Origin of the sequence: Bordetella genomosp. 7 (genome assembly GCF_002261265.1) — a bacterium.
Lineage (GTDB): Bacteria > Pseudomonadota > Gammaproteobacteria > Burkholderiales > Burkholderiaceae_B > Bordetella_A.
Genome location: NZ_NEVK01000004.1, coordinates 289,848 through 305,524, shown reverse-complemented (window position 1 = coordinate 305,524; position 15,677 = coordinate 289,848). Strand labels below are relative to the sequence as shown.

The following is a 15,677-nucleotide window of genomic DNA, read 5'->3' as shown; positions in this document are numbered from 1 at the left end:
TATTCTTGCGTAAATCATATACGCTATGCGTAAATGAATAAATGCGACGCGCCCGAGTGTTTTCCCTATCCCTGGATTGCCTATATGCCTAGCAAAACCCCCAAGCCGCGCGCGCCGTCGGCCGCCGCAAGCCCCGCACCCGACCGCCGCCAGCGCGTGCAGGCGGTGGAAACCGGCATGGCGGTACTCAAGGGTCTCGCCCGGCTGGGCGGGCGCGCCACACTGACGGCGCTGGCAGCCCATGTGCAGGAAAGCCCGGCCAAGGTGCACCGCTACCTGGCCAGCCTGATCGAACAAGAGCTGGTCCAGCAGGATGCCGTTACACAGCAGTACTACCTGGGCCTGCAGACGCTGCTGCTGGGCGTTGCGGCGATGCGCCAGGCCGACCCCATCCGCCTGGCCGAACCTGCACTGGCGCGCCTGCGCGAATCGCTCGAAGTGACATGCTTTCTTGCCGTCATGGGCAATAAGGGGCCCACCATTGTGCGGTTCGAAGAGCCCGGCCTGCCGGTGACCTTGAACGTGCGGGTAGGGTCGGTGATGCCGTTGCTTTGGTCGGCCACGGGCCGGGTGTTTCTGGCGCAACTCGATGAGCCGGCGGTTCTGGCGCGCGCCCGGGCGGAACTGGACGCCGCGCAGCCCGAACAGCGCGCGCTGCTCGACAGCGCAGACCCCATCGGCACATTGCGCCGCGCCGTGCGCTCCGCGGGATGCGCCACGGTTCGCGACACCAACCTCAAGGGCATCAGCGCGGTGGCGGCGCCAGTGGCCGATTACACGGGCCGTACATGTGCGGTGCTGACGGCGCTGGGCGCGACCGGTGGTTTCGATGCATCGGCCGACGGGCCCATTGCGGCGGCGGTGCGCCGCGAAGCACGCGCCATCAGCACGCTGCTGGGCCATCAGGCCGATGCGCCTGCATCCGACGGCGCGTGAGCGAGCGGTTTAAAGTTCAATATATGAAACCTCGGTAGATACGCCTCCTTCCTCTGGCTGCACATCAGGCCTAACGTACCTGCAACCCGCATTCGCCCGGCGAACGCGCGGCAGATAACAACAGAGGAGAGAGACATGGTCGTATCCGACGGTTTCCTGCGGCGTGCAGGAGCGGTTTGCCTGGTGGCCTGCATGGCTCTGCTGGCGTATCCGGCCCAGGCGAAAGAGCGCTGGCGCGCATACACCTATAACGCGGTATCCACGGTGACAGCCGCCAAAGGCCTGAAGGGCCTGCTCGACGCCATCCAGGAAGAAACGGGGGGCGAACTGAGCATCCGCCTGAACCTGGGCGGCACCATACCGATAGCGGCGACCAACATTACGCAGGCCGTGTCCGACAACATCGTGCAGATGGGCGACGACGCCTTTTTCCTGGGCAGCGTGCCGGTGGGCGGAATTGTGCGGCTGCCCTTGTTCCTGCCCACGCGCGCGCAGTTCGAGCAGGCCTGGGGCATCGAAGAAAAATACCTGCGCGAGGAGTACGCCAAGAAGAACATTACGCTGCTTGGCCGTTATATCTTCCCCGAGAACGTGTTCTGGTCCAAGAAGAAGCTGACGTCGCTTGCCGACATCGCCGGACAGAAGATCCGTGTCATTTCGCCTGAGCAGGCCGAGTTCATCAAGCTGCTGGGCGGCATCCCGGTAACCCTGGGTACGTCCGAAGTGGCCGCGGCCATCGACCGTGGCGTCATCGACGGCGTGCTGACGGCCAGTTCTGGATACGGCTACGTATGGCGCGACCTGCTGACGCACAGCTACCGCATGAATGTCAGCTTCATCGATTCGCTGATTCTCGTGAATACGGACGCCTGGCAGGCGTTGAGCGCGGACACGCGCGCCAAAGTCCAGGCCCTGGTCGATGAACACACGCGCCGCACCACCGACGCCATGGCAGCCGAAGATGCAGACCTGACCCGCAAGCTGGCGGCAGAAGGAATGGTGATCACGGAGCCCAGCGCGGCCGAACTGGCTGAGGCCGAGCAGCGCATCAAGCCGTACTGGACGCAGTGGGGCCAGGAGCGGCCTGCTGTGCAGGAAGCCTTGCGGGAAGTTCGCCAGGCAGTGGGGCGCTGACCATGACGCCGGGCGATCAACTCATATATGGCGAGCCGCCTCGGGTCTTGCCGGATCCGGCGTGCCCGCAGCCTGATGCCGGGCAACCGCTTGCGGACCCCGCGGCCGGCCCGGACGGGGACGCGTTCAGCCCGCCCGAGGGCATCACGGCGCGTTGGGGCCGATGGGCCGCCCAGGTGCTTGTGGTCGGGCTGGTGCTGTTGATGGGCGCGGAGATGGTGGTGCGCTCCGCCTTTGGCTGGTCGATCCAGTTCAGCAACGAGCTGGGCGGCTATGCGCTGGTGGCCATTACCTTTCTGTCGCTTGCCTCGGGCCAGCTGCTGCATGCCTACCACAGCGTGCATTTCGTCGAAAAGCGCCTTGGCCCGCGCGGGCGGGCGCGCCTGCGCCTGTTTTTCGACCTGCTGGCCACGGCGGTCACGCTGGTGCTGTTTGTGGAGCTGGCGCGGTTCGAGTGGCTGAGCTGGAAGTCTGGCGACGTGGCTGCCACAACCCTGATGACGCCGCTGTGGATACCCCGGCTGGCCATGCCATTGGGCACGCTGGCCCTGTTGTGGGCGCTGTTGCGCGTGCTGGCGGGCGACGTGCGGCGCCTGCGGGCGCTGCCGCGCTGAGCTCGCTTTCTCTCGGTTCTGATAGCGGAGGACGCCATGGGTGGCGAATACCTGATCGTCTTGATTTTTGCGCTTTTCATCGGCCTGCTGGCCACCGGCCTGGCGGTGCCGTATGCCATCCTGCTGCCGGGTGTGCTTTACCTGTACCTGGAAGGCGGCATAGGCGCGCTGCATGGGCTCGGCATAACGACCTGGGGCAGCATGGACGCCTACACACTGACTGCCATCCCGCTGTTTGTGCTGATGGCCGAGGTGCTGCAGGGCAGTGGAGTGGGCATGCGCATGTACGGCGGGCTGTCGCGGCTGGTGCGCCGCATACCGGGCGGGCTGCTGCAGACCAATATCGCGGGATGCGCCGTATTCGCCGCCGTGAGCGGCTCCAGCATAGCCACTGCCGCCTCGATCGGGCAGGTGGCGCTGCCCGAACTGAAGGCGCGCAAATACGACGCCCGGCTTGCCACCGGCTCGCTGGCCGCGGGCGGCACGCTGGGCATACTGATACCCCCGTCCATCGCCATGATTGTGTACGCCACTTTTACCGAAACGTCGGTGGCCAAGCTGTTCATGGCGGGAGTCGTGCCCGGTATTGTGCTGACCTTGATGTTCATGTTGTATGTGGCGATCAAGGCAATGGCGCACCCCGAAATCGCGCCTGCCGAGACGGGCAGGCTGACATGGCAGATGGTGCTGCATTCCCTGGTGGACATCGTTCCGGTGCTGTTGCTTATCCTGGGCATCATGGGGGCCATCTATACCGGCATTGCCACGCCCACAGAGGCGGCAGCGGCCGGATGCCTGCTGGCCGTGGCGATCGCTGCCCTCTACGGAGACCTCTCCTGGGCCGAGTTCGCGGCCAGCCTGAAGCGGTCCACGCTGATGGTCAGCAATATCCTGTTCATCACGTACGCGGCTTTTGTTTTTTCGTACGCCATGAGTTATGCGGGGGTGGGCGAGGCGCTGACGGAATTCATCGTCGACATGAACCTGAGCAAGACGGGCTTTTTCATCGCATTGCTCATCCTGTTCACTGCACTGGGCGCGCTGGTCGAAAGCCTGGGCATGATCGTGATCACGGTGCCGCTCCTGTACCCGCTGCTGGCCACTTATGGCATCGACCCCGTGTGGTTCGGCGTGGTGGTGGTGCTGTTCATTGAAATGGGCCAGATCACGCCGCCTATCGGCATCAACCTGTTCGTCATCCAGAGTATCGCGCGCGGAAATCTGTCGGACGTGGTGGTGGGCACCATCCCGTTTCACCTGCTGATGTTCCTGCTGTTGCTGATGCTGGTGGTCTGGCCCGAACTGGCGCTCTGGCTACCCAACCATATTTCTGGCAATTGACCCTACACAGGAGACACCATGTACGCAGCGCCGGAGCAACTGCAAGCTGAAGTATTCGCACGTATTCCCGAACATTACCTGGTGCGCGGCCGTGCCAGCGACTGGGCGCGCACGCAGCTGCATGGGGCGGCGGCGCCGGTGTTCCTGGAAGGCCCGTCCTTCGACCGCCAGGGCAACCTGTGGGTGGTGGACATTCCGTGGGGCCGGATCTTCCGCATCGATCCGCAGGGCAGGGTAGAGCTGGCGGCCGAATACGATGGCGAACCCAACGGCCTGAAGTTCCATCCGGACGGCCGCGCCTTCATTACCGACTATCGCAACGGGCTGATGGTGATGGATCCGGCCACGGGCCGCGTGGAGTCGTACCTGGAACGGGCGCGGCTGGAGCGTTTCAAGGGGTGCAACGACCTGTTCTTCGCTGCGAACGGCGATCTGTACTTCACCGACCAGGGGCAGTCGGGCCTGCACGATCCCGGCGGGCGGCTATACCGCCTGCGGGCCGGCGGGCAACTGGACATTGTGCTGCAAGGCATCCCCAGCCCCAATGGACTGGTGATGAATCTGGATGAAACCGCGATCTATCTGGCCGTGACGCGGGCCAACGCCATCTGGCGCGTGCCGCTGATGGAAGATGGCACGGCAACGAAAGTCGGGGTATATATTCAGATGTCTGGCGGAGGCGGGCCGGATGGCATTGCGCTGGACGCCGAAGGCGGCCTGGCGGTGTGCCATGTGGGCTTTGGCGCGGTATGGGTGTTCAGCCCGCGCGGCGAGCCCCGGTATCGCATCGATGCGCCCGAAGGGTTGTACACCACCAATTGCGCCTATGGCGGCCCCGACGGACGCACGCTGTACATGATCGAATCGCGCACCGGCTGCGTGTTTACCGCAAGGCTGCCGGTCAAGGGAAAAACAATGTATTCGCACGTGCCCGCCTGACACAGAAGCGGGCGGCACGCGGAAAGAGGGGAGAGGAACAGCAGCATGGATCTCGAACACCTGGCACTGGAACTGCCTGTCCAGACCGCACCCGATCGCACCGGCACGCAGAGCCTGGGGCGCGGCATCAAGCTGATGCGCATGATCGCCACGCGCCCCGACTTCGGCTGGCGCCTGTCCGACCTGGCGGCCGCCTGTAAGCAGGACAAGGGCACCGTGCATCGCATGCTGGCGTGCCTGGTGGAAGAAAGGCTGGTGGTACAGCGCCCGGTCGACCGGCGTTACTTGCCGGGCCCCCTGATGTACGAGCTGGGCCTGGCGCTGCCTGCGCGCGTGCAGTTCCAGCGCCGCGCCGAATCGCTGCTGCAATCGTTCACGCGGCGCATGGGAGGCATCGCCTTGCTGCTGTTGCGCAGCGGCAGCGAGTACGTATGCAGTGTCAGGGCCGGAACCCTGCAATTGTCGGGGCTGATGGTGCAGGCGGGAACGCGCCGGCCTCTCTTTACGTCGGTGGGCGGAGTGGCCATTATCCAGACCCTGCCGCCCGAGGAAGCCCGCCAGGTGCTGCTGAGCAACGTCGCGCAGGAAATCGCCGGGCACGGCACCATGCGGCTGCACGGGCTGCAGAAAATGCAGGAACGTTCCGACCGGCATGGCTGGGGCGTCAACCTGGGCGATGTCGTGCAGGGCGTGCATGCGTTTGCCGTGCCGGTTCGATACGCAAGCGGCGGCGCCTTCGCGGCCGTCTGCCTGATCGGCACGCCCGAGCAATATGGCCAGGCCCGCCTGCCGGAATTGCACGAAGCGCTGCTCTCGATAGCGGGCGCCCTGGAGTCCGAAGCGCACAAGTTCAGTATATGAAATAGACGCCGAGGCTCCCGGTGGCGGCGCGCAAAAGCTCGCTTAAGGTTACGGCGTCGCCACTTTCACTAGAGCCAGCGCCGTGAACGTTCAATCCGCCATCAATCTGGAAGACATGCGCCGCATGGCGCGCCGCAAGCTGCCGCGCATCGCCTTTGATTTCATCGATGGCGGCGCGGACGGGGAACTGTGCCTGCAGCGCAACCGCGCCGCCTTCGAGCGCTATTGCCTGGTGCCGCGCTATCTGCGCGACGTTTCCCGGCGCGATCAGTCGGTGGAGCTGTTCGGGCGGCGCTACGCGAGCCCGATCGGCATTTCGCCCACGGGGCTGGCCGGGCTGTTTCGCCCTGATGCCGACCTGATGCTGGCGGCGGCCGCGCGCAGCGCCGATGTGCCGTTCCTGCTGTCCAGCGCCAGCAATGCGGCCTGGGAGGACGCCATCGCCATCGCGCCCGACCACGTATGGTTCCAGATGTATTGCACGCGCGACGAGCATATCAACGACGACCTGGTCCGCCGCGCCCGCGAGGCCCGCACCCGGGTGCTGGTGGTGTCGGTGGATGTGCCGGTCAACTCCAACCGCGAACGCAACCGGCGCAATGGCTTTTCGCGGCCATTCCGCATGACGGCCGGCGTGGTGCTGGAAGCGCTGGGGCATCCGGCCTGGGTGCTGCGCTATCTGCGCACGGGCGGGATTCCCATGATGCAGAACTGGAAACCCTACGCGAAAACGGGCGCCGATGCGGCCAGCGTCGCCGATCTCTATGGCACGTTGACGCCAGCGCCCATGATCACCTGGCGGCACATGCAGCGCATCCGCCAGAACTGGACGGGGCCGCTGGTAATCAAGGGGCTGCTGCATCCCGAAGATGCGCGGCAGGCCGTGCGCCTGGGTGTGGACGGCATCGTGGTCTCGAACCACGGCGGACGCCAGCTCGATGCCGCGCCCGCGCCGCTGGACATGCTGCCGGCCATCCGCGAGGCCGTGGGCGACCGGATGACGCTGATCCTGGACAGCGGCGTGCGGCGGGGGTCGGATGTGGCCATCGCGCGCGCGCTGGGCGCGTCGTCGACAATTTTCGGCAGGCCGACACTGTATGCGGTAGCCGCGGGCGGCCAGGCCGGCGCCGAGCGGGCACTGCAGATCGTGCGCAACGAGCTGGACATGGTAATGACGCAGATCGGTTGCGAGTCGTACCAGGAGCTGGACGGCAGCTATCTGTGGGCCGCCGGCCACGGCATGAGCCAGCCGCAGGGCGAGTACGCGCGCCGGCTGGCATCCGCCTGAAGCCCTGACGTCCGTCCGGGTGTTGTTCGCATAATGTGTATTATGTAAAGTGACTATGATGCGGGGCTCATCCCGGCGGCATGGTCGTATTGGCTCTGTGGCCTGCTCCCCGCGTTCCAGCGGTGCGCGCCGCGGCGCTAGAACGCATACGACGCCATCAGCCCTGCGCTCCAGTTCCTGCCGGCGGCCGGTTCGAAGTACCGGCCGTTTCCTTCGTTGACGATCACCGAGCCGATGTACTCGCGATCGAACAGGTTGTCCACGCGGGCGTACGCATCCCACGTCCACGCCTCGCGCTGCCAGCGATAGCCGGCGGACACGGCCGCCACGAAGTAGCTGGCCGCCGCGTCGCTGTTGGCGTCGTCCACATATACCTTGCCCATATAGCGGCCTTCCAGCCCGGCCCGCCACCCCTGGGGCGGATTCCATTGCACGGCGCCGTAGAGCATCTGCCGGGCGATGCCGGGAATGCGGTTGCCGGCCCGGATGTCGGAGCCGGCAATGTCATCGCGATACCGCGCATCGATCCAGGTATAGGCAAGACTGCCCTGCCAGTCGCGCGCAAGCTGCCCGCTCCAGCCCAGTTCCAGCCCGTTTCGGCGCGTACGCCCGCCGTTGCGATATGAGGTTCGGCCGTTGATGCTGCCCGCCGAGACAATTTCGTTGCGGGTATCGGTATGGAACAGCGCAGCGGAAAACAGGCCGTCGGCCAGCTCTGTCTTGTAGCCGAGTTCGTAGTTATTGCTGATGGCAGGTTCCAGGCCCAGGTTCAACCCGGCCAGGCCGTCCGGGCGGTACGACACCTCGTTGGTCGTGGGCGTTTCAAACCCCTGGCCATACGACACGTACACCGAGCTCGACGGCGTGGGCGCATAGCGCAGCGATGCCGCCGGCAAGGCGCGGCGATAGCTGGCCCTGCCGCTGTCATCAGCGTTTCCGGGCTGCACGTAGTCATCGTCCGAATCCAGGCGTACGGTGCTGTACCGCAGCCCTGCGTCCGCTGTCCAGCGCGGCGCGAAGTTCCACGAAGCCTGCAGGTAGGGATCCAGGTTATAGACGCGGTTCGTTTCGTCGCGGCGCAGGCGCCCTTTTACGCCCAGCTCGGTGGGCGCGAGCGCCGGGCCGGTGAAGTTCTCGTAGCCTTTGCGATCTTCGTGCAGGCTGTCGTATGCCAGGCCCCCTACCAGCGTCAGCGGCTTGCCGGCCATCGCCAGGCGCGAAGTCCAGCGCAGGTCCACGCCGCCGTACTGGCGTTGCAGGCCTATGACGCCGCCCGCCTGCCCGGGGTTGAGCTGGACAGCAGGCGGTATCGACAGATACTGCGTCATGTCCCGCTGGCCGAAGTACGCCATGGCGCGCAGTTCGTGGTCCGCGCCGACCTGTCTTTCATACAGCAGGCCGCCCTGCGTCTGTCGCACACTCTTGCGGGTGTTGTACTGGCTCGCCTGCGGCGTGGCCTGGCGCGGATCCTGCTCGTACTGGTCGCGCGTCAGGCCCAGCGGATCCTGCGCTTTTACATCGACGCTGTTGACGATGACGGTCAGCCGGCTGTCATCGTCAAGCTGCATGCCGAGCTTGGCGTTGCCCAGGTTCTTGCGTGCGGCGCTGTGGTCGCGATAACCATCGGTGGTAAGCCGGTTGGCGCTGAGCACGTAATCCAGAGCATCGGTCGCCCCGCTGGCCTTGACGCCGTAGTGATACGTGGCATAGCTGCCCGCGGAGACCGCCGCCTGCATGCGGGGCGGCCGTTCGCCGTCTTCGGTGAATACCTGCACGACGCCGCCCGACGAATTGCCGTACAACGCGGAAAACGGGCCGCGCAGCACTTCGACGCGCGCCACCGACGCAATATCGATGTTGGACGTCTGGCCTTGCCCGTCCGGCATCGTGGCGGGTATGCCGTCGACATACAGGCGCACGCCGCGCACGCCGAACGTGGACCGTGCGCCGAATCCACGCATCGACAGCTGCAGATCCTGCGCGTAGTTCTGGCGGTCTTGTATCTGCAGACCGGGCACGCTGCCCAGCCCCTGGGCCAGGCTGATGCCGGGCGAGTTCCAGCGCAGTTCGTCGCCAGGCACCATGTTCACCGACGCAGGTGTGTCCAGCACAGACGTGCTGTAGTGGATGCTGGTGACGATGACCGGCTCAAGCATCGGCGCGGCGTCGGGTGCCGGCGCCGCGCGCGGCCCTGCCAGGGGCGCAATCGCGCCCAGCGTCGACAACAGGCCAATGACGGCGCAGCGCAAGGCCGGCGCCTACTGGACGCGGGCCGCGGCCGCGTGCCGCGCGCTTGCCGCTGTCGGCCGCTCCGTGGGCGTCACCCGCCATATCGTGTTCGACAAGTCGTCGGCCACGATCAGCGCGCCTTGCGGGTCCACCGTTACGCCCACGGGGCGGCCGCGCGTGGTGCCGTCGCTATCGCGAAAGCCCGCCACGAAGTCTATGGGCGTGCCCGACGGCCGGCCGTCCTGGAACGGTACGAACACGACCTTGTAGCCCACGGGTTCGCTGCGATTCCAGCTGCCATGCTCACCGACGAAAACACCGTCGGTGAACTGGCCGCCCATGGCCTGGTTCGAAAAGGCGACGCCCAGCGCGGCCACGTGCGCGCCCAGCGCGTAGTCCGGCTTGACCGCCGCGGCGACTTTATCGGGATCCTGCGGGCGGACGCGGTCGTCCACATTCTGGCCCCAGTAGCTATAGGGCCAGCCGTAGAAGGCGCCTTCCTGGACGGCCGTAAGGTAGTCGGGCACCAGGTCGCCGCCGATCTCGTCGCGTTCGTTCACGACCGCCCACAGCTGGCCCGTGCCCGGCTGTATGGCCAGTGCCGTGGGGTTGCGCAGCCCGGTGGCGTAGGTCTTGTATTCGCCGGTGCGGGCGTTGATGCGCCATATGCGGGCACGGTCGGCTTCCGCGGTCATGCCGCGTTCGGTGATGTTGCTGTTGGACCCGATGCCGACATACAGATATTGCCCGTCCGCGCTTGCGGCCAGCGCCTTGGTCCAGTGGTGGTTTATCTCGGACGGCAGCGGAGTTACCGTTTCGGGCGGCCCGCTGGCCTTGGTTTGCCCCGGCTGGTAGTCGAAGCGCACCAGCGCGTCCTGGTTGGCCACATAAAGGTCATTGCCCACCAGCGCCAGCCCGTACGGCGCGTTCAGCCCTTCGGCGAAAGTGGACTGTTCGTACGTGCCGTCGCCGTCGGGGTCGCTGAGCAGGGTGAGCCGGTTGCCGCCCTTTACCGAACTGGTGCCCTTGGCCTTGATAATGCCCGCGATCACGTCTTTGGGCTTGAGTTTGGCGGCATAGCCTCCCCTGCCCTCGGCCACCAGGATGTCGCCGTTGGGAAGCAGCAGCGTCTGGCGCGGAATCTTCAGATCTGTGGCAATGGCGGTAATGGTGTACCCATCCGGCACGGTGGGCTTTTTGCCGTCCCACGGCGCGGGCTCGGCGATCACCATGTCGGGCAGCAGCCCCTGCCGGGGTGCAGGCAGTTCGGGATCCGGTCCCACCTGCGACGGTCCGATCTGCGCGTGGCATAGGCCTGCGGCGGCAATGAGCGGCACGAATGCGAAGATGCGTCGTGTGATCATGCGGCACCTCGGATGTGCGGGGTGCGAAAGCCCAGCCACAGAGCGGCGCAGGCCAGTATGGTGGCAACGGCCGACAGCACCAGGCCGGTCGGCATGCTGCCCCAGGCGTCGCGCGCATGAATCAGCGCGCTGAAAAAACCCACGACCCAGGTCACGATCAGTACCACGGCGTACGGAACGATGCCGCGTGCGCGTTGGCTGGCCATGAACAGCCCGGCAATCGCAAAGGCCAGCGCCACGCCTGCGAACACCAGGGCCCCGGCCAGCAGCCATGAGGCAAAGTTGTTCCACTGGATCTGGAAAGTATTGGCATAGGCAAGATCCGCCAGGGTTGCGCCCAGAAACAAGGGCAGCATGCCGGCCAGGAACAAGGCATGCAGCGGATGCACCGTAAGTACATAGCGTGGTTCGACGATCAGGGGCACGAGGCAGTCTCCTTTCTGGCGGCGCCGGCGGCGGGTCGCCTGCCGGCAGCAAGAACGGTGCCCGCCCATCGTATCGCGCCCTTCGCGGGCCCGTGAATTGCGGGGCTGGCCGCGCAACCCCCCGCCAATCTGCGATCAAGGAGGCCAAGATGGCAAAGTGTGATTCCTGCGGCAACGAATACGACAAGAGTTTCGAAATCAGAATATCCGGAAAAACTTACACGTTCGATAGTTTCGAGTGCGCGATCCGCACGGTAGCGCCGGTGTGCGAGCATTGCGACGTGCGCATTATCGGCCATGGCCTGGAGCGTGAAGGACGCATGTTCTGCTGCGCGCATTGCGCCAGCGAGCAAGGCGTGCCCGAACTGCGCGACCGGTCCGGGTGAGCGTTTCGCGGGGCCGGAAAGTCTGCTACAAACACGTCCAGCGGGCGGCGCGCCAAGCTGCGCACGGCCCCCCTGCCCCTTTCCCGGAGACCCTGGCCAGATGAAGCTCTATTACTATCCCGGCAACGCCAGCATGGCGCCACACTGTCTGCTTGAAGAAATCGGGCAGCCATTCGAGCTATCGCTGGTAGACCGGGCGCGCAATGCGCACAAGGCGCCCGATTACCTGGGGCTGAACCCCAATGGGCTGATACCCGTGCTGGCCGATGGCGATCTCGTGCTCTACGAATCGGCCGCAATCTGCCTGCATCTGGCCGACCGCTATCCGGATGCCCGCCTTGCGCCGGCCCTGGGCACGGACGCGCGCGCGCAATGCTACAAATGGCTGATGTGGTGCACGAACACGGTGCAGGCCACTGCCCTGCTCTACTTCTATCCCGAGCGGTGGGTCCAAGCCGGCAACACCGAAGGCGCGGCGCAGGTCAAGGCGCATGCCGAAACGAAGATCAACGGTCTGCTGGACCAGATCGACAACCACCTGGCGGGCGTCGAAGGCCCCTGGTTCCTGGGTGAGCAATACTCCGTGCTGGACCCTTACGTGATGATGCTGTGCCGCTGGACGCGCGGGTTTCCCCGGCCGGCGCGCGACTTGCCGCATATCGGGCCCTACCTGCAGCGCGTGCTGGCCCGGCCCGCCGTACAGCGCGCATTGCAAACCGAAGGCCTGGCGCCGCCCGTGGTGTAGGGCGGCAGCGTACGTGGCGGCCGCCCGCCGGGCAGGCGCGCCACGTTTCACCCGACGGCGATCATCTCCGGCATGAAGACCGCCCGCAGGCAGTTATCCTGCTTGTGCTTGAACATGGCATAGCCTTCGGCGCCCTGGTCCAGCGACATGGGGTGCGTCAGCAAGAACGACGGATCGAGCCGGCCTTCGCGGATGTGCTCGAATAACTGCGGCACATAGCGCTGCCCCGCCTGCTGGCCGGAACGCACCGTCAACGCCTTGTTCACGATGGCGCCCATGGGGAATTTATCCATGAAGCCGCCGTACACGCCCATGACCGACACCGTGCCGCCCTTGCGGCAGGCGCGTATGGCCTGGCGGAGCGCGACGCCGCGGTCGTTGTGCATGAAGGTTTGCTGCTTGACGTAGTCGTACCAGTACTGGGGGCCGTCGCCATGGGCCTCCATGCCGACACAGTCGATGCAGCGATCGGGCCCGCGGCCGCCGGTCATTTCCAGCAGGGCCTCATGCACGTCGGTTTCATCGTAGTTGATCACTTCGGCCTTGCAACGGGCGCTGGCCAGCCGCAGCCGTTCGGGCAGGCGATCGATGGCGATCACGCGCTCTGCGCCCATCAGGTAGGCCGAGCAGATGGCCATCAGCCCCACCCCGCCGCAGCCCCATACGGCCACGATGTCGCCCGGTTCGATGGCGGCGAGGTCCGCGCCCATATAGCCCGTGGGCACGGCGTCCGATACGAACACGGCCTGATCGTCGCGCACGCCGTCGGGTATCTTGAAAGCGTTGACCTCGCCGTACGGCACCCGTATGTATTCGGCATGGCTGCCGGCGTAACCGCCGAACGCGTGGCTGTACCCAAGGATGCCGGCGCAGGCATGGCCGTACGCCAGTTCAGTCATGTGGGGTTTGGCGTTGGTGTTGTCGCAGCACGAGAATGCCTGGCGCAGGCAGTGCTCGCATGCGCCGCACGCCAGGATGGATACCACCACCACCCTGTCGCCCTTCTGCAGTGCCGTGACGGCGCTGCCCGTGTCGACGATTTCGCCCAGGAACTCATGGCCCAGCACATCGCCGGGCTTGAGCGCGGGCACGTAGCCACTGATCAGGTGCAGATCGGAACCGCACACGGAAGACATGCCTACCTTGACCAGAATATCCCTGGGGTTCAGGATCGCCGGGTCGGGGATCCGTTCTATGCCCAGTTCGTTGGTGCCCTGCCAGCAAAGCGCGCGCATCTGAAATCTCCCTATTGTGGGCGCGACTGCGCCACGGTGGTTTCGCCGGTTTCCATCAATTGTTTCAGCCGCCGGAGGTCGTCAGCCATCTGGTTATGCGGCGTCTCGGGCAGCAGCATGCGGCTGGCCAGCCGGCCCGCATGGCCGTATGGGGGCTGATAGGCGATTTCGGCTCGCACTTCGGTGCCGCGGTTGCCCGGCGCATCGCGAAATTCCACCCACCCTGCGTTGGGCACGTCCGCGTCGGCTTCCGATTCCCAGGCGATACGCTCGTTCTCGCGATCGTCGGTCACGTACGAGATCCATTGAACGGTTCGGCCCATGGGGGCCTTCACCGTCCAGCAGGAACGCTGCGGGCTCAGCACGTCAATGCGCCGCACATGTTTCATGAAGGCCGGCAAGTTGGTGAAGTCGCGCCAGAAGCGGTAGAGCTCATCGCGCGGCCGGCCGATGGTGACGGCGTACTCCGTTACGGTGGCGGCGTGCCATCCCCGCGAGCCGGCCACCTGTCGTTCATAGGGCGAAGACTGCACGGCGCGCTTGACCAGGCTATGTCCCGTGGCGGCGCGGCAGAACAGGCCCAGCGCGGTGGCGGTGGCCAATGTGGCGCCGGCGCCGCGATGCCGCGATCCCCATGCCAACAGAAGCAGGCCTGCCATCCCTGACACGATGCGGCCGCCGGGCGTTACATTCGCACCTTTTTCGCGCCTGGCGTGGGCCGGCGCATCATTGATCCACCCGTTGCGTGACGCGACGCCGGATGCGTCTGCGTCAAAAGTGGCGTTGTCCGGCCAGTTGGTCTCGCCCATAGCGGCTCCTGTGTGTGAGAGTTCGGCCGCTTGCGTGGGGGTCGCCACGCTGCGGCGGATGGCTGCCGCAAACGCAGCAATCGTCATGCCGGCCGCGTCGTGGCGTCGGCATGCGACATCAAGCCGCGCGCGTACCTTCCCGTTGGCCGCAGGAACGGGGATTGCTTGCCAAGCGGCTTTTCGGGAGGCCACCTATGGGCACTATCAACAACCTTTGGGACAACGCCGGCGTGCCGCTGGACCGCCAGCGCTTTACCTGGCGCGACATGGTCGGCAAGCCGATCAGCAAATTGGACGATGACGCGTTTACCCGTATCCGCATCATTCTGCTCAACGGGCTGGAAACCGATGCGTTGCGGCTCAAACACATTGCCGCGCGCTTCAATGGCCCGCTGCGCGTGCCGCTGGCCCAGCTGCGACGCGTGGAGCAGCATCAGGCCACCATGATCAACTGGCTGCTTTCCGCCGATCATTCGCCCCTGGAAACCACCATTGCGTACGAGCAGGTCGCCATCGAGGTGACGGCGGCCGTCGCCCAGGCCGAGCCCGACCCCTACCAGGCGCAGGGCTATCGCTTCGGGCTGCTTGAAGATTTTGACCACCTGTATCGCTACAGCGCCATGCTGGACCGCCTGGAAGGCAAGGACGCCAACAACATCCTGCAGGGGTACACCGATATCGTGCCGGGCCGCCCCACGGTCGACGAGCACCGCGCGCCGGAAGACGATGTCAGGCGCAGCTATCAGCGCGAGCAGGCCAGCCTGCTGACCAAGATGCACGCCACGCTGATCACCGCGGCCGAATACCAGACTCACGACTACTACATGAACATCGGGCCCCTGTTTGCCGACCCGTTGGCGCGACGGCTGTACGCAGAAATCGCGTCGGTCGAAGAGCAGCATGTGACGCAGTACGGCTCATTGCAAGACCCCGAAGAATCCTTACTGGAAAAGCTGCTGATCCACGAGGCGACCGAGGTCTATACGTACTACAGCTGTGTGGAGCAGGAAACCAACCCCAGGATCAAGGCGATCTGGGAACGTTTCCTGGACTACGAGCTGGGCCACCTGGCGGTGGTGAAATCGCTGTTCAAACAGCATGAACGGCGCGACCCGGAGGAAGTACTGGGCACGGTGATCCCCGCTACGCTGAGTTTCGCGCCGCAGCGCGACTTCATCCGCACCGTGCTGGCCAATGAAGTATCGCTGCGCACCAATGGCACCGCCTACGTGCCGGCGGACCAGGAAAGCGAGGCCTCGATCGAGATGCGCCGCACCCTGAACGCCGCAGGCTCGCCCAGCAGCATCGTATCGGCGGGCTATCAATGGACTCCGGGCACCGAGCTCAATCGCCCCGGCAACCGACCCTGAT

Annotated in this window: 15 protein-coding genes; 10 read left to right on the top strand and 5 right to left on the bottom strand. The window is 65.4% G+C overall.

All coding sequences use genetic code 11. The annotated features are described in order from the left end of the window. Nucleotides 1-84 precede the first annotated feature (84 nt). The 7 genes from CAL19_RS08565 (at nucleotide 85) to CAL19_RS08535 (ending at nucleotide 7,113) form a co-directional block, all read left to right on the top strand. Nucleotides 85-936 carry an IclR family transcriptional regulator gene (locus tag CAL19_RS08565; RefSeq protein WP_094796755.1) on the top strand — a complete coding sequence of 284 codons (852 nt, stop codon included), beginning with the start codon at nucleotides 85-87 and terminating at the stop codon, nucleotides 934-936. Nucleotides 937-1,071: 135 nt separating this feature from the next. Then, entirely contained in the window at nucleotides 1,072-2,070 is a 999-nt protein-coding gene (dctP, locus tag CAL19_RS08560) for a TRAP transporter substrate-binding protein DctP (RefSeq protein ID WP_094796559.1), read from the top strand. A 2-nt stretch (nucleotides 2,071-2,072) separates the two neighbouring features. Further along, on the top strand, nucleotides 2,073-2,684 hold the full coding sequence (locus CAL19_RS08555; RefSeq protein ID WP_094796558.1) for a TRAP transporter small permease: 612 nt from the start codon (nucleotides 2,073-2,075) through the stop codon (nucleotides 2,682-2,684). A gap of 36 nt (nucleotides 2,685-2,720) precedes the next feature. Further along, on the top strand, nucleotides 2,721-4,025 hold the full coding sequence (locus CAL19_RS08550) for a TRAP transporter large permease (protein ID WP_094796557.1): 1,305 nt from the start codon (nucleotides 2,721-2,723) through the stop codon (nucleotides 4,023-4,025). An 18-nt stretch (nucleotides 4,026-4,043) separates the two neighbouring features. Then, nucleotides 4,044-4,964, top strand: coding sequence for an SMP-30/gluconolactonase/LRE family protein (locus CAL19_RS08545; protein ID WP_094796556.1), 921 nt, complete (start codon nucleotides 4,044-4,046; stop codon nucleotides 4,962-4,964). A gap of 45 nt (nucleotides 4,965-5,009) precedes the next feature. Further along, nucleotides 5,010-5,825 carry an IclR family transcriptional regulator gene (locus CAL19_RS08540; RefSeq protein ID WP_094796555.1) on the top strand — a complete coding sequence of 272 codons (816 nt, stop codon included), beginning with the start codon at nucleotides 5,010-5,012 and terminating at the stop codon, nucleotides 5,823-5,825. An 82-nt stretch (nucleotides 5,826-5,907) separates the two neighbouring features. After that, a complete protein-coding gene (locus tag CAL19_RS08535) occupies nucleotides 5,908-7,113 on the top strand; it encodes an alpha-hydroxy acid oxidase (protein WP_170941511.1) in 1,206 nt (401 codons plus the stop codon). Between the two features lie 137 nt (nucleotides 7,114-7,250). Here CAL19_RS08535 and CAL19_RS08530 read toward each other — a convergent pair whose 3' ends face one another. From CAL19_RS08530 to CAL19_RS08520, 3 genes are read right to left on the bottom strand one after another with little or no spacing between them, the layout of a single operon-like run. Next, nucleotides 7,251-9,362, bottom strand: a complete 2,112-nt coding sequence (locus CAL19_RS08530) for a TonB-dependent receptor family protein (RefSeq protein WP_432759135.1) — start codon at nucleotides 9,360-9,362, stop codon at nucleotides 7,251-7,253. Nucleotides 9,363-9,371: 9 nt separating this feature from the next. Continuing rightward, on the bottom strand, nucleotides 9,372-10,706 hold the full coding sequence (locus CAL19_RS08525; RefSeq protein WP_094796554.1) for a PQQ-dependent sugar dehydrogenase: 1,335 nt from the start codon (nucleotides 10,704-10,706) through the stop codon (nucleotides 9,372-9,374). After that, a complete protein-coding gene (locus CAL19_RS08520; protein WP_094796553.1) occupies nucleotides 10,703-11,131 on the bottom strand; it encodes a DUF2231 domain-containing protein in 429 nt (142 codons plus the stop codon). Before CAL19_RS08520 ends, CAL19_RS08525 begins: the two co-directional genes overlap by 4 nt. Nucleotides 11,132-11,280: 149 nt before the next feature. Between CAL19_RS08520 and CAL19_RS08515 the strand changes: the two genes are divergently transcribed. Then, nucleotides 11,281-11,517: a hypothetical protein gene (locus tag CAL19_RS08515; protein WP_026638554.1), complete on the top strand. Its 237-nt coding sequence runs from the start codon at nucleotides 11,281-11,283 to the stop codon at nucleotides 11,515-11,517. A 100-nt stretch (nucleotides 11,518-11,617) separates the two neighbouring features. Next, a complete protein-coding gene (locus tag CAL19_RS08510; protein WP_094796552.1) occupies nucleotides 11,618-12,262 on the top strand; it encodes a glutathione S-transferase family protein in 645 nt (214 codons plus the stop codon). A 47-nt stretch (nucleotides 12,263-12,309) separates the two neighbouring features. Here the strand turns inward: CAL19_RS08510 and CAL19_RS08505 are convergent, their stop codons facing one another. Both CAL19_RS08505 and CAL19_RS08500 read right to left on the bottom strand, forming a co-directional pair. Next, nucleotides 12,310-13,497 (bottom strand): zinc-dependent alcohol dehydrogenase, encoded by a 1,188-nt coding sequence (locus tag CAL19_RS08505; RefSeq protein WP_094796551.1) that lies wholly within the window; start codon nucleotides 13,495-13,497, stop codon nucleotides 12,310-12,312. An 11-nt stretch (nucleotides 13,498-13,508) separates the two neighbouring features. After that, nucleotides 13,509-14,393: an SRPBCC family protein gene (locus tag CAL19_RS08500; RefSeq protein WP_212589894.1), complete on the bottom strand. Its 885-nt coding sequence runs from the start codon at nucleotides 14,391-14,393 to the stop codon at nucleotides 13,509-13,511. A 107-nt stretch (nucleotides 14,394-14,500) separates the two neighbouring features. Here CAL19_RS08500 and CAL19_RS08495 point away from each other — a divergent pair, with 107 nt between their 5' ends. Then, a complete protein-coding gene (locus CAL19_RS08495) occupies nucleotides 14,501-15,676 on the top strand; it encodes a hypothetical protein (RefSeq protein ID WP_094796550.1) in 1,176 nt (391 codons plus the stop codon). Nucleotide 15,677: the final 1 nt, after the last annotated feature.

Coding starts and splice junctions, on each gene's coding strand:
- CAL19_RS08565 (WP_094796755.1), top strand. CDS start 85: ATGCCTAGCAAAACCCCCAAGCCGCGCGCGCCGTCGGCCGCCGCAAGC.
- dctP (WP_094796559.1), top strand. CDS start 1,072: ATGGTCGTATCCGACGGTTTCCTGCGGCGTGCAGGAGCGGTTTGCCTG.
- CAL19_RS08555 (WP_094796558.1), top strand. CDS start 2,073: ATGACGCCGGGCGATCAACTCATATATGGCGAGCCGCCTCGGGTCTTG.
- CAL19_RS08550 (WP_094796557.1), top strand. CDS start 2,721: ATGGGTGGCGAATACCTGATCGTCTTGATTTTTGCGCTTTTCATCGGC.
- CAL19_RS08545 (WP_094796556.1), top strand. CDS start 4,044: ATGTACGCAGCGCCGGAGCAACTGCAAGCTGAAGTATTCGCACGTATT.
- CAL19_RS08540 (WP_094796555.1), top strand. CDS start 5,010: ATGGATCTCGAACACCTGGCACTGGAACTGCCTGTCCAGACCGCACCC.
- CAL19_RS08525 (WP_094796554.1), bottom strand. CDS start 10,706: ATGATCACACGACGCATCTTCGCATTCGTGCCGCTCATTGCCGCCGCA.
- CAL19_RS08515 (WP_026638554.1), top strand. CDS start 11,281: ATGGCAAAGTGTGATTCCTGCGGCAACGAATACGACAAGAGTTTCGAA.
- CAL19_RS08510 (WP_094796552.1), top strand. CDS start 11,618: ATGAAGCTCTATTACTATCCCGGCAACGCCAGCATGGCGCCACACTGT.
- CAL19_RS08505 (WP_094796551.1), bottom strand. CDS start 13,497: ATGCGCGCGCTTTGCTGGCAGGGCACCAACGAACTGGGCATAGAACGG.
- CAL19_RS08500 (WP_212589894.1), bottom strand. CDS start 14,393: ATGACGATTGCTGCGTTTGCGGCAGCCATCCGCCGCAGCGTGGCGACC.
- CAL19_RS08495 (WP_094796550.1), top strand. CDS start 14,501: ATGGGCACTATCAACAACCTTTGGGACAACGCCGGCGTGCCGCTGGAC.